At 58.8% G+C, this 23,867-nt stretch carries 18 protein-coding genes; 9 read left to right on the forward strand and 9 right to left on the reverse strand.

Annotated features, from left to right (window positions below; all coding sequences use genetic code 11):
• Window positions 1-41: 41 nt before the first annotated feature.
• Window positions 42-425, reverse strand: a complete 384-nt coding sequence (gene bssR / locus O1722_RS15625) for a biofilm formation regulator BssR (RefSeq protein ID WP_003858412.1) — start codon at window positions 423-425, stop codon at window positions 42-44.
• 217 nt (window positions 426-642) lie between these two features.
• Here bssR and rimO point away from each other — a divergent pair, with 217 nt between their 5' ends.
• The gene (gene rimO / locus O1722_RS15630) at window positions 643-1,968 is read left to right on the forward strand and encodes a 30S ribosomal protein S12 methylthiotransferase RimO (RefSeq protein ID WP_017693743.1); all 1,326 of its coding nucleotides are present in this window, start codon (window positions 643-645) and stop codon (window positions 1,966-1,968) included.
• 63 nt (window positions 1,969-2,031) lie between these two features.
• Here the strand turns inward: rimO and gsiD are convergent, their stop codons facing one another.
• From gsiD to iaaA, 5 genes are read right to left on the reverse strand one after another with little or no spacing between them, the layout of a single operon-like run.
• On the reverse strand, window positions 2,032-2,943 hold the full coding sequence (gsiD, locus tag O1722_RS15635; protein ID WP_033486338.1) for a glutathione ABC transporter permease GsiD: 912 nt from the start codon (window positions 2,941-2,943) through the stop codon (window positions 2,032-2,034).
• Window position 2,944: 1 nt separating this feature from the next.
• Window positions 2,945-3,865, reverse strand: a complete 921-nt coding sequence (gene gsiC / locus O1722_RS15640; RefSeq protein ID WP_006809475.1) for a glutathione ABC transporter permease GsiC — start codon at window positions 3,863-3,865, stop codon at window positions 2,945-2,947.
• A gap of 5 nt (window positions 3,866-3,870) precedes the next feature.
• Complete coding sequence (gene gsiB / locus O1722_RS15645) at window positions 3,871-5,409, reverse strand: glutathione ABC transporter substrate-binding protein GsiB (RefSeq protein ID WP_015571028.1); 1,539 nt, start codon at window positions 5,407-5,409, stop codon at window positions 3,871-3,873.
• A gap of 23 nt (window positions 5,410-5,432) precedes the next feature.
• The gene (gene gsiA, locus O1722_RS15650; protein WP_033486340.1) at window positions 5,433-7,304 is read right to left on the reverse strand and encodes a glutathione ABC transporter ATP-binding protein GsiA; all 1,872 of its coding nucleotides are present in this window, start codon (window positions 7,302-7,304) and stop codon (window positions 5,433-5,435) included.
• Window positions 7,305-7,315: 11 nt separating this feature from the next.
• The gene (gene iaaA, locus O1722_RS15655) at window positions 7,316-8,254 is read right to left on the reverse strand and encodes a beta-aspartyl-peptidase (RefSeq protein WP_015571030.1); all 939 of its coding nucleotides are present in this window, start codon (window positions 8,252-8,254) and stop codon (window positions 7,316-7,318) included.
• A 189-nt stretch (window positions 8,255-8,443) separates the two neighbouring features.
• On the opposite strand from iaaA, the gene moeA reads away from it, so the two are divergent.
• Together moeA and moeB are read left to right on the forward strand one after the other, a co-directional pair.
• A complete protein-coding gene (gene moeA / locus O1722_RS15660; RefSeq protein WP_033486341.1) occupies window positions 8,444-9,676 on the forward strand; it encodes a molybdopterin molybdotransferase MoeA in 1,233 nt (410 codons plus the stop codon).
• A gap of 1 nt (window position 9,677) precedes the next feature.
• Window positions 9,678-10,430, forward strand: coding sequence for a molybdopterin-synthase adenylyltransferase MoeB (moeB, locus tag O1722_RS15665; protein WP_023303354.1), 753 nt, complete (start codon window positions 9,678-9,680; stop codon window positions 10,428-10,430).
• 132 nt (window positions 10,431-10,562) lie between these two features.
• Here moeB and fsa read toward each other — a convergent pair whose 3' ends face one another.
• Window positions 10,563-11,225 (reverse strand): fructose-6-phosphate aldolase, encoded by a 663-nt coding sequence (fsa, locus tag O1722_RS15670; protein ID WP_033486343.1) that lies wholly within the window; start codon window positions 11,223-11,225, stop codon window positions 10,563-10,565.
• Between the two features lie 127 nt (window positions 11,226-11,352).
• Between fsa and O1722_RS15675 the strand changes: the two genes are divergently transcribed.
• The 4 genes from O1722_RS15675 (at window position 11,353) to O1722_RS15690 (ending at window position 17,130) form a co-directional block, all read left to right on the forward strand.
• A complete protein-coding gene (locus O1722_RS15675) occupies window positions 11,353-12,252 on the forward strand; it encodes a glycyl-radical enzyme activating protein (RefSeq protein WP_032671261.1) in 900 nt (299 codons plus the stop codon).
• A gap of 4 nt (window positions 12,253-12,256) precedes the next feature.
• On the forward strand, window positions 12,257-14,689 hold the full coding sequence (locus O1722_RS15680) for a formate C-acetyltransferase/glycerol dehydratase family glycyl radical enzyme (RefSeq protein WP_033486346.1): 2,433 nt from the start codon (window positions 12,257-12,259) through the stop codon (window positions 14,687-14,689).
• Window positions 14,690-14,907: 218 nt separating this feature from the next.
• A complete protein-coding gene (locus O1722_RS15685) occupies window positions 14,908-15,723 on the forward strand; it encodes a Cof-type HAD-IIB family hydrolase (RefSeq protein WP_032671264.1) in 816 nt (271 codons plus the stop codon).
• Window positions 15,724-15,873: 150 nt separating this feature from the next.
• Window positions 15,874-17,130 (forward strand): DUF1479 domain-containing protein, encoded by a 1,257-nt coding sequence (locus O1722_RS15690; protein WP_033486348.1) that lies wholly within the window; start codon window positions 15,874-15,876, stop codon window positions 17,128-17,130.
• On the opposite strand, the gene O1722_RS15695 is transcribed toward O1722_RS15690, so the two are convergent.
• Window positions 17,127-18,200: a LacI family DNA-binding transcriptional regulator gene (locus O1722_RS15695; protein ID WP_033486349.1), complete on the reverse strand. Its 1,074-nt coding sequence runs from the start codon at window positions 18,198-18,200 to the stop codon at window positions 17,127-17,129. The two genes, O1722_RS15690 and O1722_RS15695, sit on opposite strands and share 4 nt — an antisense overlap.
• 286 nt (window positions 18,201-18,486) lie before the next feature.
• Here O1722_RS15695 and O1722_RS15700 point away from each other — a divergent pair, with 286 nt between their 5' ends.
• Both O1722_RS15700 and O1722_RS15705 read left to right on the forward strand, forming a co-directional pair.
• Window positions 18,487-19,788, forward strand: coding sequence for an MFS transporter (locus tag O1722_RS15700; RefSeq protein ID WP_100151222.1), 1,302 nt, complete (start codon window positions 18,487-18,489; stop codon window positions 19,786-19,788).
• A gap of 17 nt (window positions 19,789-19,805) precedes the next feature.
• Entirely contained in the window at window positions 19,806-22,169 is a 2,364-nt protein-coding gene (locus O1722_RS15705; RefSeq protein ID WP_033486352.1) for a glycoside hydrolase family 31 protein, read from the forward strand.
• A 92-nt stretch (window positions 22,170-22,261) separates the two neighbouring features.
• Here O1722_RS15705 and O1722_RS15710 read toward each other — a convergent pair whose 3' ends face one another.
• Window positions 22,262-23,857 carry an ABC-F family ATPase gene (locus O1722_RS15710; RefSeq protein WP_003858434.1) on the reverse strand — a complete coding sequence of 532 codons (1,596 nt, stop codon included), beginning with the start codon at window positions 23,855-23,857 and terminating at the stop codon, window positions 22,262-22,264.
• Window positions 23,858-23,867 lie beyond the last annotated feature (10 nt).

Genomic DNA, 23,867 nt, shown 5'->3' on the forward strand with positions numbered 1-23,867 from the left:
TACAAAAGCTTAATCAGAAGGGGGAGTTGCCTCCCCCGGGTTCAGTGCCGGGCAAGCGTTTCCGGCTTGTTCAGACACATGATGCAAAGCGCGAGCGTGGTCAGGCAGTTTTCAAGCTTCTCCGCGTTAACGGCAATAAAATTCGGGCAGTCGTGACGTCCGTTCATCAAACAGACCCCGGCGATGGAGAGCACCTCGGCGGCGCGGCGCAGCGCCACTAATTCGCTTTCAGCGTAGTGCGCTTTCAGGATGGGTGCTTTTTCACGCATGAAATTGCAAAGTTCAAAGAAGTTATCACGCAGATTTTCGCTTTCGCTGACTGACATATACCCTTTCGCCTTGCGGAGTTGCAGATATGCGGCCAGGTCGATTCGGGCGTTGATCAGCTTGTTAAGCAGATCGCGTTTCAGTCTGTCAACGGACATGCTATTTCCTCCCCTGTCAGCCATGTTACCTTATTAAGGATAAGGTCATTTTTTGTACAATGTAATGCCTGAGATCAATAAACGATAACTGATTAACATTCTTTACAATGTTACAACGATTGCCCGCCTCAACTGCGCCATCAAGAGTGTATAAATCCCCCGCGATACGCTGTAAAATCCCGCCCTGATAACTCCATAATTGATGAATTTTTAACCTATGAGCAATGTTACGCACCCGCCGAAAATCGGCTTTGTCTCCCTCGGCTGCCCGAAGAACCTGGTGGACTCCGAACGCATCCTGACTGAACTTCGCACTGAAGGCTATGACGTGGTGCCAAGCTACGACAACGCCGACATGGTGATCGTCAACACCTGCGGGTTCATTGACAGCGCGGTCCAGGAGTCACTGGAAGCCATTGGTGAAGCCCTGACGGAAAACGGCAAAGTGATTGTCACCGGCTGCCTGGGCGCGAAGGTGGATCAGATCCGCGAAGTGCACCCGAAAGTGCTTGAGATCACCGGCCCGCACAGCTACGAGCAGGTGCTGGAACATGTTCATCACTACGTCCCCAAACCAAAGCACAACCCGTTCCTGAGCCTGGTGCCGGAACAGGGCGTGAAGCTGACGCCGCGCCACTACGCCTACCTGAAAATTTCCGAAGGCTGCAACCATCGCTGTACCTTCTGCATCATCCCGTCGATGCGTGGCGATCTGGTGAGCCGTCCGATTGGCGAGGTGCTGGCAGAAGCCAAACGCCTGGCCGACGCGGGCGTGAAGGAGCTGCTGGTCATCTCCCAGGACACCTCCGCCTACGGTGTGGACGTCAAACACCGCTCCGGTTTCCACAACGGCGAGCCGGTGAAAACCAGCATGGTCGGCCTGTGCGAGCAGCTGGCTAAGCTCGGGATTTGGACGCGCCTGCACTACGTCTACCCTTATCCGCACGTTGACGATGTGATCCCGCTGATGGCGGAAGGCAAAATCCTGCCGTATCTGGATATCCCGCTACAGCACGCCAGCCCGCGCATTCTGAAGCTGATGAAACGTCCTGGCTCCGTGGATCGCCAACTGGCGCGCATCAAGCAGTGGCGTGAGATCTGCCCGGATCTGACCCTGCGCTCCACCTTTATTGTCGGCTTCCCGGGTGAAACCGAAGAAGATTTCCAGATGCTGCTCGACTTCCTGAAAGAGGCGCGTCTGGATCGCGTCGGCTGCTTCAAGTACAGCCCGGTTGAAGGCGCAACGGCCAACGAGCTGGCGGACCAGGTACCGGAAGAGGTAAAAGAGGAGCGCTGGAACCGCTTTATGCAGCTGCAACAGCAGATCTCTGCTGAACGCTTGCAGGAGAAAGTGGGCCGCGAAATTCTGGTGATTATCGACGAAGTGGACGAAGAAGGCGCGATTGGCCGCAGCATGGCGGATGCACCGGAAATCGATGGCGCGGTGTACCTGAACGGCGAAACACAGGTTAAGCCGGGTGATATTATTCGCGTGAAGGTTGAAAACGCGGATGAGTATGACCTGTGGGGTAGCCGGGTTTAAACACCCTGCTTCCCTTTTGTAGGCCGGGTAAGGCGTAGCCGCCACCCGGCACATTCCACAGCACTACCCTTTTATCCGCGGGTCCAGCGCGTCGCGCAGCCCATCCCCCAGCAGGTTAAACGCCAGCACGGTCAGGAAAATCGCCAGGCTCGGGAAGATCGCCACGTGTGGCGCAATCACCATATCCGCCCGCGCCTCGTTCAGCATCGCGCCCCACTCCGGCGTCGGCGGCTGTGCCCCTAACCCCAGAAACGACAGGCTGGCCGCCGAGATAATTGACACGCCTATGCGCATGGTGAAATAGACCACGATAGACGAGACCGTTCCCGGCAGAATATGGCTGAACAGGATGGTGCCATCGCTGGCTCCCATGCTGCGCGCCGACTCGATAAAGGTCTGCTGCTTCAGCACCAGCGTGTTGCCACGTACCAGACGCGCGAAAGCGGGAATCGAGAATACCGCCACGGCGATAATGACGTTCGCCATGCCGCTGCCCATCACCGCCACCACGGCAATCGCCAGCAGAATACCGGGAAAGGCAAACAGCACGTCGCAGATACGCATGATGATGCGGTCCCACCAGCCTTCGTAGTACCCGGCCACCAGCCCCAGCACGGTGCCAATTGCTGCGCCCATCAGCACCGCGAAGACCCCGGCAGCCAGCGAGATCTGCGCCCCTACCAGCACGCGGCTGAAAATATCGCGCCCGAGCGAGTCAACGCCAAACCAGTGCATCATCGACGGACCATCGTTCAGCCGGTCGTAGTCGAAGTAGTTTTCCGCATCAAACGGGGCTATCCAGGGGGCGATAATCGCCACCAGGATCAGCAGTAACACAAACAACCCGGCGACCATAGCGACGGGCTGACGACGGAATCGACGCCAGAACTCAACCCACGGGGTGCGAATATGGTCCGGCCTGATCCCCGGCATAGCGTTTAAAATGGCCTGGCGACGCCAGTTCAGTAATCGCATCTTACTTATACCTGATGGCCGGGTTAATGGCGGCGTAAAGCACATCCACCACTAAGTTGATAAGAATAAACTCCAGCGAGAAAAGCAGGACTTCAGCCTGAATAACCGGATAGTCACGCATATCGACCGAGTCGACCAGCAGGCGCCCCAGCCCCGGCCAGTTAAAGACCTTCTCAACCACGATAGAGCCCCCCAGCAGGAAGCCGAACTGTAGCCCCATCATCGTGACCACCGGGATCATCGCATTACGAAAACCATGCTTCAGAATGACCCATTTCTCACTCACCCCTTTTGCCCGCGCGGTGCGAATGTAATCTTCGCTCAGCACGTCGACAAACGAGGCGCGGGTAAACCGGGCCATAACCGCCGCAACGGCCGCGCCTAGCGTCATAGAGGGCAGAATGTAGTGCTTCCAGGTGTCGGCCCCGACGGTCGGCAACCAGCCCAGCTCGACGGAGAAAATCTGCATCAGCAGCATGCCCAGCGCAAACGCCGGGAAAGAGATGCCGGTGACCGCCAGCGCCATACCGAGCTTATCCGGCCAGCGGTTGCGCCAGACGGCGGCGACAATCCCCGCGCCCAGGCCAAAGACAACCGCCCAGCTCATACTGGCAATCGTTAACCAGAAGGTAGGCATAAAGCGGCTGGCAATCTCCTCCGACACCGGACGACGCGACACCATTGAGATGCCGAAATCGCCCTGAAGGACATTGCCAATGTAACGCAGAAATTGCCTGTACAGCGGCTGGTCAAGACCGAGCTGTTTACGCACCAGTTCAATAACCGTCGCATCCGCTTCCGGTCCGGCAATCAAACGCGCCGGATCGCCGGGCAGCATATGGACAAACAAAAACACCAGCACGGCCACAATCAGCAGCGTCGGGATAAGCCCCAGCAGGCGTTTACACACATAATTCAGCATGAGTTTTATTTCAAATCCGCGTCATCAAAGCTAAAGCCCGTATCCGGCATGATGTAAAAACCGGTCAGCGCTTTGTTGTGGGCTGAGACCAGTTTTTCCACCACCAGCGGCACCCACGGCGACTCTTTCCAGATAATGTCCTGCGCCTCTTTGTACAGGCGTGCTTTCTCTTCCGGTTTGGTGGTTTTCAGGGCATCGGCCAGATCTTTATCCACCTGCGGATTACTGTAGAACGCGGTATTGAACAGCGTTGGCGGCCAGTTCTGGGAAGCAAAAAGCGGCGACAGGGACCAGTCCGCTTCTCCGGTTGAAGCCGTCCAGCCGGTGTAGAACATCCGCACGCCGCTCTCTTTCTGTCCTTTGCCTTCCACTTCCGCCGCTCGCTGTCCGGCATCCATCGCCGTAACCCTGGCTTTAATGCCCACCTGCGCCAGCTGCTGCTGGGTAAATTGCAGCACCTTCTGCGCGGTACTGTGGTTATGCGACGACCACAGCGTAGTGCTAAAGCCGTTCGGATAGCCCGCCTCTTTCAGCAGTTCCCGCGCTTTCGCCGGATCGTACGGCCACGGCTGATAGCTTTGCGCGTACTCAATGGTTGGCGGCATCACGCCCGTCGCCGGGGTGGCGTAGCCGGCAAAGGCCACCTTCACTAGCGCCTGGCGGTTAATGGCGTAGTTGATGGCTTCACGCACCTTCGGGTTATCAAACGGTTTCTGCGTAACGTTCATGCTGATGTAGCGCTGCATAATCGACGGGCTGGCCACCAGTTCCAGCTTGCTGTTTTTCGCCAGCAGCGCCGCCTGTTCGTACGGGATCGGGAAGGCAAACTGCGCTTCGCCGGTTTGCAGCATTGCGGCGCGGGTGTTGTTGTCTACTACCGGCCGCCAGGTGATGGTATCCAGCTTCGGCAGCCCCTGCTGCCAGTATCCGGCGAATTTTTTCACCTTCACAAAATCGGTCTGGTTCCAGGTGAGCAGTTCGTACGGTCCGGTCCCCACCGGGTGGAAGCCAATCTCTTTGCCGTATTTTTTCAGGGCGGCGGGCGAAATCATCGCCGTCGCGGGGTGCGCCAGGATATTGATAAACGCCGAGAACGGCTCTTTGAGGGTGATCTTCACCGTCGCCGGATCAACCACCTCGGTCTGGGCGATATTTTTATACAGGTTGTAGCGCTTAAGACCGTTTTCAGGATTGCTGGCACGATCCAGGTTGACCTTAACCGCCTCGGCGTTGAAGTCGGTGCCATCCTGGAACTTCACGCCGGTACGGAGCTTAACGGTATAGACCAGCCCGTCGTCCGACACGGTATAGCCTTCCGCCAGCACGTTTTTCAGCTTCATTTCGCGGTCCAGGCCGAACAGCCCCTGGTAGAAGGATTTTGCCACCGCCTGAGAAAGGGTGTCGTTGGCATCATACGGATCCAGGGTCGTGAAGTTAGACCCCACAGCCACCACCACATCTTTCGCCGCGAACGCGGGGGCGGCGGCCAGCGCAGCCGTCACGCTCGCGGCCAGCAGCCATTTACGAGCAACAAAAGGAACCATTGTGTTCTCCTGCCTGTTGTAAGTTATAACCGCGAGAATGCATTGCCCTGACGCGGTGGTGCGACAAAATGACCGGGTCCCACCTCACGCAGCGCCACGCGCTCCAGGGTTTCGCCCCGTTTACGAATATTGCTCGGCATTTCGTCCTGCAACAGCACGCGCTGGGCGTGACGATGCTCAGGATCGGCAACCGGTACGGCAGCCATCAGCTTGCGGGTGTACGGGTGCTGCGGGTTTTCAAACACCGCCCGACGGGGGCCGATTTCAACAATTTGCCCCATGTACATCACCGCCACGCGATGGCTGATCCGCTCCACCACCGCCATATCGTGGGAGATAAACAGAAACGCAATGCCCAAATCCCGCTGTAAATCGAGCAGGAGATTGATGATTTGCGCGCGGATAGAGACATCCAGCGCTGACACGGACTCATCCGCAATCACCACTTTCGGATTGAGGGCCAATGCCCGCGCAATGCAGATACGCTGACGCTGACCGCCAGAAAATTCGTGCGGATAACGCCAGGCATGCTCCGGCTTCAGGCCCACGCGCTCCAGCAGCCATGCGACGCGGCGCTGCGCGGCTTCACCGTCGAGCAGGTTATGCACCCGCAGCGGCTCCATAATCGAGTACCCCACCGTATGGCGCGGATCGAGCGACGCATAAGGATCCTGGAATATAAACTGAATATCCCGGCGCACCGCCTGCAATTTACTGTTAGGAAGCGTGTCGATGCGCTCACCGTTGAAGGTGATGCTCCCCTCCTGCGACGCCACCAGCCTGAGCAGCGCCCGTCCGGTGGTGGATTTACCGCAGCCGGACTCCCCCACCAGCGCCAGCGTTTCACCCGGCCAGAGATCAAAACTGACGTTTTCAACCGCATGCACTTCGCGCTTCACGCGATTGAGGATCCCGCTACGTAGCGGAAAACGGGTCACCAGGTCACGCACTTCGAGAATTGGCCTGCCGGGAACCACCGTATCCTGCTCGGTTTCGTCTTCCTGCTGGCCCTGTTCGGTCTGTGAGATCAGCGGAAAACGGCGCGGAAAATCACTGCCATTCATGGCCCCCAGACGCGGGACCGCCGCCAGCAGCGCTTTGGTATAAGAATGCACCGGCGCATGAAAGACCTGCTCCACCGTGCCGGTTTCCACGGCATTGCCCTGATGCATAACCAGCACCCGATCGGCAATGTCCGCCACCACCCCCATATCGTGGGTGATGAAAATCACCCCCATCTCCATCTCCTGCTGCAACACCTTAATCAGTTGCAGGATCTGGGCCTGAATAGTGACATCCAGCGCCGTGGTGGGTTCGTCCGCAATGAGTACCGCCGGACGGCACGACAGCGCCATCGCAATCATCACCCGCTGGCGCATGCCGCCGGAAAGCTGATGCGGATAGCGGGACAAAATCGCGTGCGCCTCAGGGATACGCACCAGCTCCAGCATCCGTTTTGCTTCGTTGAGCGCCTCATCACCGCTCAGTCCCTGATGCAGGCGGATAGATTCGGCAATCTGCTCGCCCACCGGAAAAACCGGGTTCAGGGAGGTCATCGGCTCCTGAAAAATCATCGCAATATCTGCCCCGCGCACCCCCTGCATCTGGGACGCACTCAGCTCGTTGAGATCGATAACCTGACGGTTGCGACGGCGCAACAGCATCCGCTCGCTGGTGACCTGCCCGCCCGTCTGCTCAAGCAGACGCATCAGCGCCAGCGCGGTAACGGATTTACCGGAACCTGATTCGCCAACAATCGCCAGCGTCTCGCCGCGCCTGAGCGAAAACGATAAATTCTGTACTGCGGGGATGAACTGCCGCTCTTCCTGAAACGCAATATTCAGTTGGTGGACAGCCAGCACTTCGCAGTTGTCCAGCTCTTCACGGTGCGGCACGCAATGCCCCCTTATTCACGATAAATGCCTGTGCTGGGCGCATCGCCGGCATACCCCCACGCCCGGTACATCCCTTCACTGTTGAACGGCAGAGCCACGTTGCCCTCCCGATCCACCGCAATTAAGCCGCCAATCCCGCCCAGCGCCGGCAGTTTCTCCATCACTACCCGCTCGCAGGCCTCACTCAGGCTTAATCCGCCGTAATCCATTAGCGCGGTAATGTCGTAGGCCGCCAGCGCGCGGATAAACACTTCGCCGGTGCCGGTGCATGACACCGCCGCGGTGGCGTTATTGGCGTAACACCCGGCCCCCGGCAGCGGGCTGTCGCCGACGCGACCGGGAAGTTTGTTGGTCATACCGCCTGTCGACGTCGCGGCGGCGAGATTACCGGCTTTATCCAGCGCCACCGCGCCTACCGTGCCCATTTTGCTGCGTTCATCGAGCGGCGCGGCATGGTCCAGCTGCGTCATCCCCGCTGTACGGGCCTCCAGCAGTTGCCGGTAACGCTCCTCGGTGGAAAAAAGATCGGGCGAGACCGTGTCCATCCCGTGCTCGACGGCAAATTTTTCCGCCCCCGCCCCGGCCAGCAGCACATGCGGGCTTTGTTCCATCACCAGACGCGCGGCCAGCACCGGATTACGCAGACGGCTGACGCCCGCTACCGCGCCCGCCTTCAGAGTGACGCCGTCCATCACGCAGGCATCCAGCTCGTGCGTTTCATCGCGCGTAAAGACCGAGCCAATACCGGCATTAAACAGCGGGCACTCCTCCAGCAGACGTACCGCCTCGGTCACCACGTCCAGCGCGCTGTCGCCCGCTTCCAGCATGCGCTGGCCTGTTTCCACAATGGCGTTCAGCGCATCAATATAACGCTTCTCCTGCTCGGGACTGAGCTGTGCACGGGTGATTGCCCCGGCACCGCCATGAATTGCGATAACCGCTTTACTCATTTCGCATCACCCATCAGCCTGGCTGGCTGCTTTTTCTATAAATATCATTATCGTCGACGAATCTTCAGATGATTTTTGAATATAGAAAGACGCAACTGTGATGTAAAGCGTACACCCATCGGGTCATACAGTTAGCCGCACTTTTCTGCCATAATGAGCGCTTTCGTTGTTACTCCGCAGGAGCCCACCATGGATTTTACCGCCGGACTGATGCCGCTTGAGACGGCACTCTCGCAGATGCTTGATCGTATTACTCCCCTGCACGACGTTGAGACACTGCCGCTTGTGCGCTGTTTTGGCCGTATTGCCGCGCGCGATATCGTCTCGCCGCTGAACGTGCCGGGGTTCGATAACGCGGCGATGGACGGCTATGCCGTACGTCTGGCGGATCTGCAAACGGGTCAGCCGCTGCCGGTGGCAGGTAAAGCGTTTGCCGGGCAGCCGTTTAACGGTGAGTGGCCAGCGGGCACCTGCGTGCGCATTATGACCGGGGCACCGGTGCCAAAGGGCTGTGAAGCCGTGGTGATGCAGGAAGAGACCGAACAAACGGACGACGGCGTGCGCTTTACCGCCAGCGTCAAAGCGGGACAAAATATCCGCCACATCGGGGAAGACATTACCCTGGGCGCAACGGTCTTTGCCGCCGGGCAAAAGCTGACGGTCGCCGAACTGCCGGTGCTGGCATCGCTTGGCATCGCGGAGATTGACGTGGTCCGCAAAGTGCGCGTGGCGGTGTTCTCCACGGGAGACGAGCTACAGCTTCCGGGTCAGCCGCTGAACGAGGGGCAGATTTACGACACCAACCGTCTGGCGGTGCACCTGATGCTTGAGCAGCTGGGCTGTGAGGTGATTAACCTCGGTATCATTCCTGACGATCCGCAAAAACTGCGCGCGGCGTTTATCGACGCTGACGCCTCTGCCGACGTGGTGATCAGCTCCGGCGGCGTATCGGTTGGCGAAGCGGATTACACCAAAAGCCTGCTTGAAGAGCTGGGCGAAATCGCCTTCTGGAAGCTGGCGATTAAACCGGGCAAACCGTTCGCGTTTGGCAAACTTCCGCACAGCTGGTTCTGTGGCCTGCCGGGTAACCCGGTCTCTGCCGCGCTGACCTTCTACCAGCTGGTGATCCCGCTGCTGGCGAAGCTTTCAGGCAACAATGCCAGCCCGCTGCCGGAGCGTGTGCGCGTGCGGGCGGCAACGCGCCTCAAAAAATCACCGGGCCGTCTCGATTTCCAGCGCGGCATTCTGGCGCGCAACGCCGACGGCGAGCTGGAGGTGAGCACCACCGGGCATCAGGGTTCGCACATCTTTAGCTCCTTCAGTCAGGGTAACTGCTTTATCGTGCTGGAGCGCGATCGCGGCCACGTTGAGGCGGGCGAATGGGTTGAAGTGGAACGCTTTAACCACCTGTTCGGAGGCTGACATGACGGTGGAACTGAGCGACCCGGAGATGATGCGCTATAACCGCCAGATCGTGCTACGCGGGTTTGATTTCGAGGGCCAGGAAGCGCTCAAGGCGGCCAGCGTGCTGGTTGTGGGCCTGGGCGGTCTGGGCTGCGCAGCGGCGCAATACCTGGCTGCGGCGGGTGTCGGCAGCATGACGCTGCTGGATTTCGACACCGTGTCGGTGTCCAACCTGCAACGCCAGACGCTGCACAGCGACGCGACGGTCGGTCAGCCTAAAGTGGAATCAGCACGCACGGCGCTGGCGCGCATTAACCCCAACGTTCAGTTCACCCTGATTGACGCGATGCTGGATGACGACGCGCTGTTTGCGCAGATTGCACGGCATGACCTGGTGCTGGACTGCACCGATAACGTCGCCATTCGCAACCAGCTCAATGCGGGCTGCTTTGCCCGTAAAACGCCGCTGATTTCCGGCGCGGCCATCCGCATGGAGGGGCAAATCAGCGTCTTCACCTACGCTGAAGGAGAGCCCTGCTACCGCTGCCTGAGCCGTCTGTTTGGCGAGAATGCGCTGACCTGCGTCGAGGCGGGCGTGATGGCGCCACTGGTTGGCGTTATCGGTTCCTTGCAGGCGATGGAGGCGATCAAAGTGCTGGCGCACTACGGCACGCCCGCAGCGGGTAAAATCGTGATGTATGACGCGATGACCTGCCAGTTCCGCGAGATGAAGCTGATGCGTAATCCCGGGTGTGAGGTGTGTAGCCAGTAAAAAAGTCGGGTGGCGGCTTCGCCTTACCCGACCTACAACGGCCCGAGCGTAGGCCGGGTAAGCGTCAGCGCCACCCGGCAACAGCGATGCAAACGTAGGCCGGGTAAGCGTTAGCGCCACCCGGCAACAGCATCAGACAGACGTCCGTCCAAACGCCCCCTGCCAGTCCTGCTCAAACTTCACAATTGCCGCATCCACGGCCGGAGAGGTAATAAACTGCTGCGCCACGTCCAGCGGCAGCGTGATGGACTCGCACCCTGCCAGCAGGCAGTCCAGCGCCTGGCGCGGGGTTTTAAAGCTCGCCGCCAGCACTTTTGACTGCGGGGCATGCAGGGTCAGCAGCTGTTGCAGTTCGACTACCGTCTGGATCCCGTCCCCGCCCTGCGCGTCCACGCGGTTCACGTAAGGAGCCACATACTCAGCCCCCGCCAGTGCGGAGAGCATCCCCTGTGCTGCGCCGTACACCGCCGTACCCAGCGTCGGGATCCCTTCTGCTTTCAGCATTTTGATCGCCGCCAGCCCTTCTGCGGTCACGGGCACTTTCACCACCAGGTCATTGATTATCGTGCGCAGCTTACGTGCGTCTTCCACCATTCCCTCGGCGGTCTTCGCCATCACCTGAGCGAACAGCCGGCCCTTGCCGCCCAGCGCGTCGTGCAGCGCAGGCAGCAGCTCTTCCAGAGGCGTTTTACCCGCCGCCACAATGCTTGGGTTAGTGGTCACGCCCGCCAGCGGGAAGATACGCGCCAGCTTTTTGACTGCCGCAACGTCAGATGTGTCGAGATAAAGTTCCATGATGTCACCCTCAAAATTAGCCTGCACTTACCCTATCACAGCAAAACCTGCTCAGGAATTGACCCATATCAAGATAACTTTCATTCGAAAGTAATTTAATCTTCATATGTAATTCGAGGGCAAGAAAATGATCTTCAATATACAGCGTTACTCCACCCACGACGGTCCCGGTATTCGAACCGTAGTATTCCTGAAAGGCTGCTCGCTGGGCTGTCGCTGGTGTCAGAACCCGGAAAGCCGCTCCCGCACGCGGGACGTCCTGTTTGATGCCCGTCTGTGCCTGGACGGCTGTGACCTGTGTCAGCAGGCCGCGCCGGGGTGTGTTGAACGCGCGCTGAACGGGCTGGTCATTCATCGTGAGAAGCTTAACGACGAGACGCTCACTGCCCTTACCGACTGCTGCCCGACCCAGGCGCTTACCGTCTGCGGTGAAGAGAAGCAGGTGGAGGAGATTATGGCCACCGTGCTGCGCGACAAGCCCTTCTACGACCGCAGCGGCGGCGGGATCACCCTCTCCGGCGGCGAGCCGTTCATGAACCCGGCGCTGGCACATGCCCTGTTTAAAGCCAGCCATGAACAAGGCATTCATACCGCCGTTGAAACCTGCCTTCACGTCCCCTGGCATTATATCGAGCCGTCACTGCCGTATGTCGATCTGTTCCTGGCGGACCTGAAGCATGTGGACAGTGACGTATTCAAACAGTGGACCGATGGCTCAGCCAGACGGATCCTGGACAACCTGAAGCGCCTGGCTGCCGCCGGGAAAAAAATCACCATTCGCGTGCCGCTGATCCAGGGCTTTAACGCCGATGAAACGTCGGTTACCGCCATTACCAATTTCGCCGCCGACGAACTCGGCGTTCACGATATTCATTTTCTGCCGTATCACACGCTGGGCATGAACAAATACACCCTGCTCGGCCAACCCTACTCTGCCCCTGACAAACCGCTGGATAACCCTGCCCTGCTGGACTTTGCGCAGCAGTACGCCTGCCAGAAAGGGTTAACCGCGACCTTACGAGGATAAACCTATGACAACCCTGAATCTCAACACCCTCAGCGAGCGCATTAAGGCGCACAAAACGGCGCTGGTGCATATCGTTAAGCCGCCGGTCTGTACCGAGCGCGCACAGCATTATACCGAAATGTATCAGCAGCATCTGGACAAGCCGATCCCGGTACGTCGCGCACTGGCGCTGGCGCATCACCTGGCCGAGCGTACCATCTGGATCAAGCATGACGAGCTGATTATCGGTAACCAGGCAAGCGAAGTGCGCGCCGCGCCGATTTTCCCGGAATACACCGTCTCCTGGATTGAGAAAGAGATCGACGATCTGGCGGACCGCCCGGGCGCAGGCTTTGCGGTGAGCGAAGAGAACAAGCGCGTGCTGCATGAGATCTGCCCGTGGTGGCGCGGCCAGACGGTGCAGGACCGCTGCTACGGCATGTTCACCGACGAGCAGAAAGGCCTGCTGGAAACCGGCATCATCAAAGCGGAAGGCAACATGACCTCCGGTGACGCACACCTGGCGGTGAATTTCCCGCTGGTGCTGGAGAAAGGGCTTGACGGCCTGCGCGCGAAAGTGGCCGAGCGCCGGTCGCGCATCAACCTGACGGTGCTGGACGATCTGCACGGCGATCAGTTCCTGAAAGCCATTGATATCGTGCTGGAAGCCGTAAGCCTGCACATCAAACGCTTTGCCGACCTGGCGCGTGAAATGGCCGCGACAGAAACCCGCGACAGCCGCCGCGACGAGCTGCTGGCCATGGCGGAAAACTGCGACGTGATTGCTCACGAGCCGCCAAAAACCTTCTGGCAGGCGCTACAGCTGTGCTACTTCATTCAGCTAATCCTGCAAATTGAGTCCAACGGTCACTCCGTCTCCTTTGCCCGTATGGACCAGTACCTTTACCCGTACTATCGCCGCGACGTGGAGCTGGACCAGAGTCTGGATCGCGAGCACGCCATTGAGCTGCTGCACAGCTGCTGGCTGAAGCTGCTGGAAGTGAACAAAATCCGCTCCGGCTCGCACTCCAAAGCCTCTGCGGGCAGTCCGCTGTATCAGAACGTCACCATCGGCGGCCAGAAGCTGGTCAACGGTGAACCGATGGACGCGGTCAACCCGCTCTCTTACGCCATTCTCGAATCCTGCGGTCGCCTGCGCTCCACTCAGCCAAACCTGAGCGTGCGCTACCACGCGGGCATGAGCAACGACTTCCTCGACGCCTGCGTGCAGGTGATCCGCTGCGGCTTCGGGATGCCGGCGTTTAACAACGATGAAATCGTGATCCCGGAATTTATCAAGCTCGGCGTGGAACGAGAGGACGCGTATGACTATGCGGCGATTGGCTGCATCGAAACCGCCGTTGGCGGCAAGTGGGGCTATCGCTGCACCGGCATGAGCTTTATCAACTTCGCCCGCGTGATGCTGGCGGCGCTGGAAGGCGGTCGCGACGCCACCAGCGGCCAGGTGTTCCTGCCGCAGGAAAAAGCGCTTTCTGCCGGTAACTTCGGGAATTTTGATGAGGTCATGGCGGCGTGGGATAACCAGATCCGCTACTACACCCGCAAATCCATTGAGATCGAGTACGTGGTGGACACCATGCTGGAAGAGAACGTCCACGATATTCTCTGCTCGGCGCTGGTGGACGACTGTATCGAACGCGCGAAAAGCATTAAGCAGGGCGGCGCGAAGTATGACTGGGTTTCCGGCCTACAGGTGGGGATCGCCAACCTCGGCAACAGCCTGGCAGCGGTGAAGAAGCTGGTGTTTGACCAGGGCGTTATCGGTCAGCAACAGCTGGCGGCGGCGCTGGCGGATGACTTCGAGGGGCTGACCCACGAGCAGCTGCGCCAGCGCCTGATCAACGGCGCGCCGAAGTACGGCAACGACGACGACAGCGTGGACCTGCTGCTGACCCGTGCCTACGAAACCTACATTGAAGAGCTGAAGCAGTACCATAACCCACGCTACGGCCGCGGCCCGATTGGGGGTAACTACTATGCGGGCACGTCGTCTATCTCCGCAAACGTGCCGTTTGGCGCAGCAACCATGGCAACGCCGGACGGCCGTAAAGCCCACACCCCGCTGGCGGAAGGGGCAAGCCCGGCCTCCGGTACCGACCACCTCGGCCCGACGGCGGTGATTGGCTCCGTGGGTAAACTGCCGACGGAAGCGATTCTCGGCGGAGTGCTGCTAAACCAGAAGCTGAACCCGTCGACGCTGGAAAACGACAGCGATCGCCAGAAGCTGATGGTGCTGCTGCGCACCTTCTTCGAGGTGCATAAAGGCTGGCACATTCAGTACAACATCGTCTCCCGCGAAACGCTGCTGGAAGCGAAGAAACACCCGGATCAGTATCGTGACCTGGTGGTGCGCGTCGCGGGTTACTCGGCGTTCTTCACCGCCCTGTCGCCGGATGCGCAGGACGATATTATCGCTCGTACTGAGCATACGCTGTAACGGTTTATCCCCTCTCCCTTGAGGGAGAGGGTTAGGGTGAGGGGGAAATGCGCACCCTGATGCCCTCACCCCGGCCCTCTCCCACGGGGAGAGGGAGAAAACACTAAAAACGGCAACTTCGGTTGCCGTTTTGCTTTGACTTTCGAATGAAATTAAATTTGTGCTCCCCGTCACCTTGTTATTAGAATGTTTCAAACGCAGTGACCCAGGAGCACAGTATGACCGTAAAAGTTATCGTCACCGATATGGACGGAACTTTCCTTGATGATGCCAAGCAGTACGATCGTGACCGCTTCCAGGCACAGTTTGAGCAGCTTAAAGCCCGCGACATTGAATTTGTTGTCGCCAGCGGCAACCAGTATTACCAGCTCATCTCCTTCTTCCCGGAGCTGAAAGATCAGATCTCCTTCGTCGCGGAAAACGGCGCGCTGGTCTTCGATCACGGCGAACAGATTTTCCACGGCGAACTGACGCGTCATGAGTCGCAGATCGTCATTGGCGAGTTGCTGAAAGACAAAGGGCTGAACTTTGTGGCCTGCGGGCTGGAGAGCGCGTACGTCAGCGATAAAGCACCAGAAGCGTTCGTGAAGCTGATGTCGAAACACTACCATCGCTTAAAACCCATCAGCGATTACCGAGAAATTGACGACGTGCTGTTTAAATTCTCCCTGAACCTGCCGGACAGCGATATCCCGAATCTGGTTGATAAACTGCATGTCTCCCTGGACGGCATCATGAAGCCGGTCACCAGCGGCTTCGGTTTTGTCGATTTGATTATCCCCGGCCTGCACAAGGCCAACGGCATCAGCCGCCTGCTTAAACGCTGGAAAGTCTCACCTCAGGCGTGCGTCGGCATTGGCGACAGCGGCAACGATGCGGAAATGCTGAAGCTGGTGAAATACTCCTTTGCGATGGGCAACGCGGCGGACACCATTAAAGAGGTCAGCCGTTACACTACCGACGATAACAACCATCAGGGCGCGCTGAATGTGATTCAGGCCGTGCTCGACGCGCACTCCCCGTTCGACGCCTGATCCCCCTACCTGCCGGAGCCTCGCTCCGGCCTCTCACTCTTTTCCCATCCTGTGGCACCCGTCAAGGTTTTAAACTTGCATTAACTTTTTTTTAACTTAAAGTATCACTTGTAGACACTTTTACTTTCGAATGAAAGATGCGAGGCAGTTATGACCTTTACCAGCGAAACGTTGCCAGCGGACCATAAAGCGGCAATCCGTCAGATGAAACGTGAATTACGCGCGCAGATCGGCGACGTGCAGGCGGTGTTCGACCGGCTCAGCGATAAAATCGCCACCCGCGTGGCGGAAATCAACGCTCTCAAAAACAAAGGCGAAACCGTCTGGCCAGTGATCCCTTTTGCCGACGTGAAAAACGGCACGATCACCGCCGAACAGCGCGAAGCCGTTAAACTTCGCGGCTGCGCGGTGATCAAAGGCCACTTCCCGCGCGAGCAGGCGCTGGCGTGGGATCAGTCGATGCTCGACTACCTCGATCTGAACAAATTTGACGAGGTGTACAAAGGACCCGGCGATAACTTCTTCGGCACCTTAACGGCCTCTCGTCCGGAGATTTATCCGATCTACTGGTCTCAGGCGCAAATGCAGGCGCGCCAGAGTGAAGAGATGGCGCAGGTACAGTCATTCCTGAACCGTTTATGGACATTTGAGAGCAACGGTAAACAGTGGTTCGACCCGGACGTGAGCGTGATTTACCCTGACCGCATCCGCCGCCGCCCGCCGGGAACCACCTCGAAAGGACTTGGCGCACACACCGATTCTGGCGCGCTGGAGCGCTGGCTGCTGCCCGCTTATCAGCAGGTCTTTGCCCGCGTGTTTGACGGCAACGTTGAGAAATACGATCCGTGGAATGCCGCGCATCGTACCGAAGTGGAAGAGTACACCGTCGATAACACCACCAAATGCTCGGTGTTCCGCACCTTCCAGGGCTGGACGGCGCTGTCGGACATGATCCCCGGACAGGGCTTGCTGCACGTGGTGCCGATCCCGGAGGCAATGGCCTATATTCTGCTGCGTCCGCTGCTGGACGACGTGCCGGAAGACGAGCTGTGCGGCGTGGCGCCGGGGCGCGTGCTGCCGATTTCTGAGAAGTGGCATCCGCTGCTGATCGAAGCGTTAACCAGCATTCCGGCGCTGGAAGCCGGTGATTCCGTGTGGTGGCACTGCGATGTGATCCACTCCGTCGCGCCGGTGGAAAATCAGCAGGGCTGGGGCAACGTGATGTATATTCCTGCCGCGCCAATGTGCGAGAAGAATCTCGCCTATGCGAAAAAGGTCAAGGAAGCGCTGGAAACCGGCGCGTCACCGGGCGATTTCCCGCGCGAGGATTATGAGAAAAGCTGGCAGGGCCGCTTTACCGTGGCCGATCTCAACATCCACGGCAGGCGCGCGCTGGGCATGGCTTAACCGTCGTACAGCCCTTCCCGCTCTACGGCGGTACGTCGTTTCCCCTGACGTATCCGCCGGACCGACTCCCGCACGGTCAGCGTGCCGTTTAGCAGCAATGTTCCCACCGGCGCGTCCGGGCGCATCAGCCGCTGCTGGAGCATATGCACCGCTTCCGTTCCCAGCTCATCACGCGGAACATGTACCGCGGTTAAGGGCACATCCTGAATCGCCGCGAGATTAAAGCCGTCGATGCTCATCACCGAGACATCATGCGGCACGCGCAGACCGTGGTTTTGCAGCGCGCTGATGGTCCCCGCCGCCATAAAATCACCACCAACCAGGAACGCCGTTGGCAGGTCCTTCCCTTTCTGCTGGTGAAGCCACTCGCTTACCAGCTGCTCCGTCTCTCTGGCGCTGAAGCTGGACACCATCAGCAGGTCGCGCCTGTCGCTGAACCTGAGGTTATGACCGTGCCACGCGTCGCGGATCCCGGACAGGCGCAGCTCCATGGTGTAGCGACGCAGGCACAGCACGTTCATCACCTCCCGGTGCCCCATCTCGAACAGGTACTCTGCCGCCCGCTCGCCAATCGCGCGATGATCCGGCGCGACGGCGGGCAGGCGCATGTGGCGGTCCCGGCAGTTAATCAGCATACAGGGTTTGCCCACGTCTACCGCCAGATCGTGGATATGCGGATCGTCGATACCAAGGAGGATCGCCGCCTGGGTGTCCACTTCGTTCATGCGGGCCAGAAACAGCTGGGCATCGCTGTCGTTCTCCTCCAGCGCACAGTAACGCAGGCGAACCTCATGCGAGGCCAGCCCTTTGCTCACGCTCTGGATGACGCGGTAGTAAAAGATGTCGGACCGCTCGTCAAACGCCCGCTGCGGGGCAAACACCACCAGGCTGTTAAGCAGCAGACGCCCCGCCGCCATGCCGTCCATTACCCCCAGCTCCCGCGCGCACGCCAGCACCTTTGCCCGTGCTTTTTCGCTGGTGTTTGCCTTCCCCGCCAGCACGCGAGAAACGGTGCTGATGGAGAGCTGCGTCCGGGCGGCGATTTCGGTGATTTTAAGCCTTTTGTCCATTTTGTGATCTGGCTCCGGATGTGAAATGAAAAAATTTTCACAACTTGTTTATCAGGTAATAACTTGCGAGAAGGTCATAATGCCGAAAATTAAACCTCGGTTATGAGAAAGTTTGCACAAAATCCACTATTCCCTGCCCAATTTCTTTCTTAAGGTGAACCTGTCACACAACTTCCATACTAGTTGTATAGCAGCTTAGCGCTCTAAAACAGATAACTTTCAAACGCCTGACGCTGTGTGACACCTGAACCTTTGTCCCCTTACCGTCCGTCTTGTGGAGAAGAAAATGAGTCAGGACATCAATAACACCGTAGCGACAAGCAAAACACGTCGCGTCATCAGGAACCTGCGCTGGTACGTACTGGTGCTGTTTCTTCTCGGCGTGACCGTTAACTACATCACCCGTAACTCGTTAGGTATTCTCGCCCCTGAACTGAAAGAGAGCCTCGGGATCACCACCGAGCAGTACTCCTGGATCGTCGGCGCGTTCCAGATCGCCTACACCATTTTCCAGCCCCTGTGCGGCTGGCTGATTGACGTTATCGGCCTGAAAATCGGCTTTATGGTCTGCGCCGGGATCTGGGCGCTGATGTGTATCTTCCACGCGGGTGCCGGAAGCTGGCTGCACCTGGCGATTCTGCGCTTCTTTATGGGTGCGTCCGAAGCCGCCGCCACGCCAGCGAACGCCAAAACCATCGGTGAATGGTTCCCGAAATCAGAGCGCCCTGTTGCCGCAGGCTGGGCGGGGGTAGGCTTCTCCATTGGGGCCATGCTGGCCCCGCCTATCATCTACTTTGCTCACGCGTCGTTCGGCTGGCAGGGTGCGTTTATGTTTACCGGCGTGCTGGCGCTGCTGTGGGTGATCCTGTGGTGGGCGTTTTATCACGACCCGGAACAGCACCCAAACCTGAGCCGCGATGAGCTGGCGTTTATCAAGCAGGATAACGAACCTGCGCCGGTCAAACTGCCCTTCCTGACCGCGCTGAAAACCGTCTCGAAGAACAAACGGTTCTACGGTATCGCCATCCCGGCCTTTATGGCGGAACCGGCCTGGGCCGTGCTGAGCTTCTGGGTGCCGCTGTACCTCGCCAAAGAGCATGGTATGGATTTGAAACAGATCGCGATGTTCGCCTGGCTGCCGTTCCTGGCCGCCGACCTCGGCAGCGTGGCGAGCGGCTACCTGACCCGGCTCTACACCCGCTGCTTTGGCTGCACCCGCGTCAACTCGGTGGTAGCCAGCTCCGTCACCGGCGCGTTTCTGATGATTTCTCTGGCCGTCGTAGCCGTGACCCGCGACCCGTATATCACCATCGTGCTGATCTCCATCGGCGGCTTCGGGCACCAGATCATCTCCTGCATGCTTAGCGCGCTGGTCGTGGAGTCGTTCGACAAAGGCCAGATGGCGACGGTCAACGGCATGCGCGGCTCGGCGGCGTGGATCGCCAGCTTCCTGTTCTCCCTTTTGATTGGGGTGACCGCCGACAAAATCGGCTTCAACCCGCTCTTTATCGCCATGGGCTTCTTTGACCTGCTTGGCGCTGTCTTCCTGGTGGCATTTATTGCTGAACGTCGCGCCAAGCGCGCCTGATAGTGGATGTATTGCATATGAAAAACCTGAAAAACTGGACCGTCGATACGCAGTCGGCGAATCATCTGGAACTGCTAATCGATAACCAGCACCGCCTGTGCCTGTATGTGCTGGAAGAGAATCTGTTCCGTGTGCTGATCAAACGTAAAGGCGAGCTGGCGCTGAACCGCACCTGGAGCATCGCGCCGGAACAAGATGTGCCGTGGGAAGGCCGCCGTCGTGACGATGTCAGCGGCTTCACCTGCCCTGCCTGGACGCTGACGCAGCAGGACGACACGTTAACCGTAGCGACTGAACAGCTGCGCGTCACCGTCCACCAGCCGCTGTGGCTGGAGTGGCACTACCGCAATGAGGCGGGCGAGTGGCAGCCGCTGGTCAATGACCGCCCGACCAGCGCCTACCTGCTGAACGCCCACGGTGACGGCGTGGCGCACTATCTTAGCCGTCGTAAGGATGAACGTTTTTACGGTCTGGGTGAGAAAGCGGGTGATTTACAGCGCAACGGCAAACGCTATGAGATGCGTAACCTGGACGCGATGGGCTATAACGCGGCCAGCACCGATCCGCTTTACAAGCACATCCCGTTCACCCTTACCCGTCGCGATGACGTGAGCTACGGTCTGTTCTACGATAACCTGAGCAGCTGCTGGCTGGATCTGGGTAACGAGATCGACAACTATCACACCGCCTACCGCCGCTGGCAGGCGGAAGCGGGCGATATTGACTACTACATCTTTACCGGCAAGCGTGCGCTGGACGTGACGAAAGCCTTCGTGCGCCTGACGGGGAAAACGCTCTTTGGACCGAAGTGGAGCCTGGGCTACAGCGGCTCGACCATGCACTACACCGACGCGCCGGATGCGCAGAACCAGCTGATGAACTTCATCCGCCTGTGCGATGAGCATGCCATTCCGTGCGACTCGTTCCAGCTCTCCTCCGGCTATACCTCGATTAACGGCAAGCGCTACGTCTTTAACTGGAACTACGACAAAGTGCCGCAGCCGAAGGTGATGAGCCAGGCATTCCACGACGCGGGGCTGCGGCTTGCGGCCAACATCAAGCCGTGTCTGTTGCAGGATCATCCCCGCTACAGCGAAGTGGCGGAACGCGGCCTGTTCATTCGTGATTCAGAAACCGATGCGCCTGAACGTTCCAGCTTCTGGGATGACGAAGGATCGCATCTCGACTTCACCAACCCGCAGACGGTGCAGTGGTGGCAGAACGGCGTGACCACGCAGCTGCTGGAGATGGGCATCGACTCCACCTGGAACGACAACAACGAGTATGAAGTGTGGGACGGGGAAGCGCGCTGCTATGGCTTCGGTCAGGAGATCGCCATCAAGCACATTCGCCCGGTGATGCCGCTGCTGATGATGCGCGCCTCGCTGGAAGCGCAGCAGCGCTTTGCGCCGGAGAAACGTCCGTATCTGATCTCCCGCTCCGGCTGCGCCGGAATGCAGCGCTACGTTCAGACCTGGAGCGGCGACAACCGCACCAACTGGGACACCCTGCGTTATAACATCCGCATGGGGCTGGGCATGAGCCTGTCCGGACTGTTCAACGTCGGTCACGACGTCGGCGGTTTCTCCGGCGACAAGCCGGATGCCGAGCTGTTCGTGCGCTGGGTACAGAACGGCGTGATGCACCCGCGCTTTACCATTCACTCGTGGAACGATGATCACACGGTGAACGAGCCGTGGATGTACCCGGGCGTCACGCCTGCGATTCGCAGCGCCATTGAACTGCGCTACCGCCTGCTGCCGTATCTCTACACCCTGCTCTGGCAGGCGCACGCCGACGACGAGCCGATGCTGCGCCCGACCTTCCTCGATCATGAGCACGATGCGCAGACGTTTGAAGAGTGCGACGATTTCCTGCTGGGCCGTGACCTGCTGGTGGCCAGCGTCGTCGAAGCCGGGCAGCGCGAGCGCCGCGTCTGGCTGCCGGATAACGAAACCGGCTGGTACGATTTTTACACTCACGCGTGGTATGCGGGCGGCCAGGCGATCGTCCTTGATGCGCCGCTGGAAAAGCTGCCGCTGCTGGTACGCGCCGGGGCCGGTTTGCCGCTCAGCGAACGCATCCGTCACGTGAGCGCCGATAAAGACGATACCCGTGAGCTGAAACTGTTCCCGGTGAAAGGCGTCGGCACCACCGCCGGGCTGCTGTTTGAGGATGACGGCGAAAGCTGGGGCTACCAGAACGGCAATGCGCTGTGGGTGGAATGGGAGATGGTGTGCGACGGCGCAAGTATCAACCTGAAGGTGAATGCGCGCGGCGACTATCGTCCGGCATGGAAGGCGCTGAAGGTGTCATTACCGGCGGGGGAAAAACGTACGCTGCGGGTGAACGGAGTTGAAGGGGGCGAGTGGGTGGTATAGTGCGGCCTGTTGCCCTCACCCTAACCCTCTCCCACAGGGAGAGGGGATAGAACGTAGGCCGGGTAAGGCGAAGCCGCCACCCGGCTATTTTTTTAACTCTCGATACCTTTACTGCGCAGGTAATCTTCGTAGTTACCGGTGAAGTCCACCACGCGCTCTGGCGTAATTTCGATCACGCGGGTCGCCAGTGAGCTGACGAACTCCCGGTCGTGAGAGACGAAGATCAGGGTGCCCTGATACATCTCCAGCGCCATGTTCAGCGACTCAATAGATTCCATATCCAGGTGGTTAGTCGGTTCGTCCATCACCAGAATATTCGGTTTTTCCATCATCAGCTTGCCGAACAGCATACGGCCCTTTTCACCACCGGAGAGCACTTTGGCGGGCTTTTTGATGTCGTCCTGGCTGAACAGCAGACGCCCCAGAATGCTGCGTACCGCTTGTTCGTCGTCGCCTTCCTGCTTCCACTGGCTCATCCAGTCGAAGACGGTCAGATCGTTTTCAAACTCATATTCATGGTCCTGCGCGTAGTAACCAATCTGCGCGTTTTCAGACCATTTCACGGTACCGTTATCCGGTTGCAGTTCACCGACCAGGGTTTTCAGCATAGTGGATTTACCCACGCCGTTGGCGCCTAGGATGGCAATCTTCTCGCCCACTTCCAGCAGCAGGTTGAAGTTTTTGAACAGCGGGCCTTCATCGAAGCCTTTGGTGAGGGCTTCCACTTCCAGCGCGTTACGGAACAGCTTCTTGTCCTGCTCGAAGCGGATGAACGGGTTCTGACGGCTGGAGGCTTTAACCTCTTCCAGCTTGATTTTGTCGATCTGACGGGCACGCGACGTTGCCTGGCGCGATTTAGAGGCGTTGGCGCTGAAGCGGCTGACGAAGGATTGCAGGTCAGCAATCTGCGCTTTCTTCTTGGCGTTGTCGGCCAGCAGACGCTCGCGCGCCTGGGTTGCCGCCGTCATGTACTCATCGTAGTTGCCCGGATAAACGCGCAGCTCGCCGTAGTCCAGATCCGCCATGTGAGTACACACCATGTTCAGGAAGTGACGGTCGTGCGAGATGATGATCATGGTGCTGTCGCGATCGTTCAGGGTCTGCTCCAGCCAGCGGATGGTGTCGATGTCCAGGTTGTTCGTCGGTTCGTCGAGCAGCAGGATGTCCGGGTTAGAGAACAGCGCCTGCGCCAGCAGCACACGCAGCTTCCAGCCTGGCGCGACTTCGCTCATCGGGCCGTAGTGCTGTTCAACCGGAATACCGACGCCCAGCAGCAGTTCGCCCGCACGCGCTTCCGCAGAGTAGCCGTCCATTTCGCCGTATTGCGTTTCCAGGTCGGCCACTTTGTAACCATCTTCTTCGCTCATCTCAGCAAGACCGTAGATACGATCGCGCTCCTGCTTCACTTCCCACAGCTCCGCGTGCCCCATGATCACGGTGTCGAGCACGGTGAACTCTTCGAAGGCGAACTGATCCTGACGCAGCTTACCGATGCGCTCGTTAGGGTCGAGCGACACGTTACCGAGCGTTGGCTCCAGGTCACCGCCGAGGATCTTCATAAAGGTGGATTTTCCGCTACCGTTGGCACCAATCAGGCCGTAACGGTTGCCGCCGCCAAATTTGACGGAAATGTTTTCGAACAGCGGCTTACTGCCAAACTGCATAGTGACGTTGCTGGTAACTAACACGGAGAGATTC

Source organism: Enterobacter cloacae complex sp. HYC003_NIDB (assembly GCF_056673375.1).

Coding starts and splice junctions, on each gene's coding strand:
- bssR (WP_003858412.1), bottom strand. CDS start 425: ATGTCCGTTGACAGACTGAAACGCGATCTGCTTAACAAGCTGATCAAC.
- rimO (WP_017693743.1), top strand. CDS start 643: ATGAGCAATGTTACGCACCCGCCGAAAATCGGCTTTGTCTCCCTCGGC.
- gsiD (WP_033486338.1), bottom strand. CDS start 2,943: ATGCGATTACTGAACTGGCGTCGCCAGGCCATTTTAAACGCTATGCCG.
- gsiC (WP_006809475.1), bottom strand. CDS start 3,865: ATGCTGAATTATGTGTGTAAACGCCTGCTGGGGCTTATCCCGACGCTG.
- gsiB (WP_015571028.1), bottom strand. CDS start 5,409: ATGGTTCCTTTTGTTGCTCGTAAATGGCTGCTGGCCGCGAGCGTGACG.
- iaaA (WP_015571030.1), bottom strand. CDS start 8,254: ATGAGTAAAGCGGTTATCGCAATTCATGGCGGTGCCGGGGCAATCACC.
- moeA (WP_033486341.1), top strand. CDS start 8,444: ATGGATTTTACCGCCGGACTGATGCCGCTTGAGACGGCACTCTCGCAG.
- moeB (WP_023303354.1), top strand. CDS start 9,678: ATGACGGTGGAACTGAGCGACCCGGAGATGATGCGCTATAACCGCCAG.
- fsa (WP_033486343.1), bottom strand. CDS start 11,225: ATGGAACTTTATCTCGACACATCTGACGTTGCGGCAGTCAAAAAGCTG.
- O1722_RS15675 (WP_032671261.1), top strand. CDS start 11,353: ATGATCTTCAATATACAGCGTTACTCCACCCACGACGGTCCCGGTATT.
- O1722_RS15680 (WP_033486346.1), top strand. CDS start 12,257: ATGACAACCCTGAATCTCAACACCCTCAGCGAGCGCATTAAGGCGCAC.
- O1722_RS15685 (WP_032671264.1), top strand. CDS start 14,908: ATGACCGTAAAAGTTATCGTCACCGATATGGACGGAACTTTCCTTGAT.
- O1722_RS15690 (WP_033486348.1), top strand. CDS start 15,874: ATGACCTTTACCAGCGAAACGTTGCCAGCGGACCATAAAGCGGCAATC.
- O1722_RS15695 (WP_033486349.1), bottom strand. CDS start 18,200: ATGGACAAAAGGCTTAAAATCACCGAAATCGCCGCCCGGACGCAGCTC.
- O1722_RS15700 (WP_100151222.1), top strand. CDS start 18,487: ATGAGTCAGGACATCAATAACACCGTAGCGACAAGCAAAACACGTCGC.
- O1722_RS15705 (WP_033486352.1), top strand. CDS start 19,806: ATGAAAAACCTGAAAAACTGGACCGTCGATACGCAGTCGGCGAATCAT.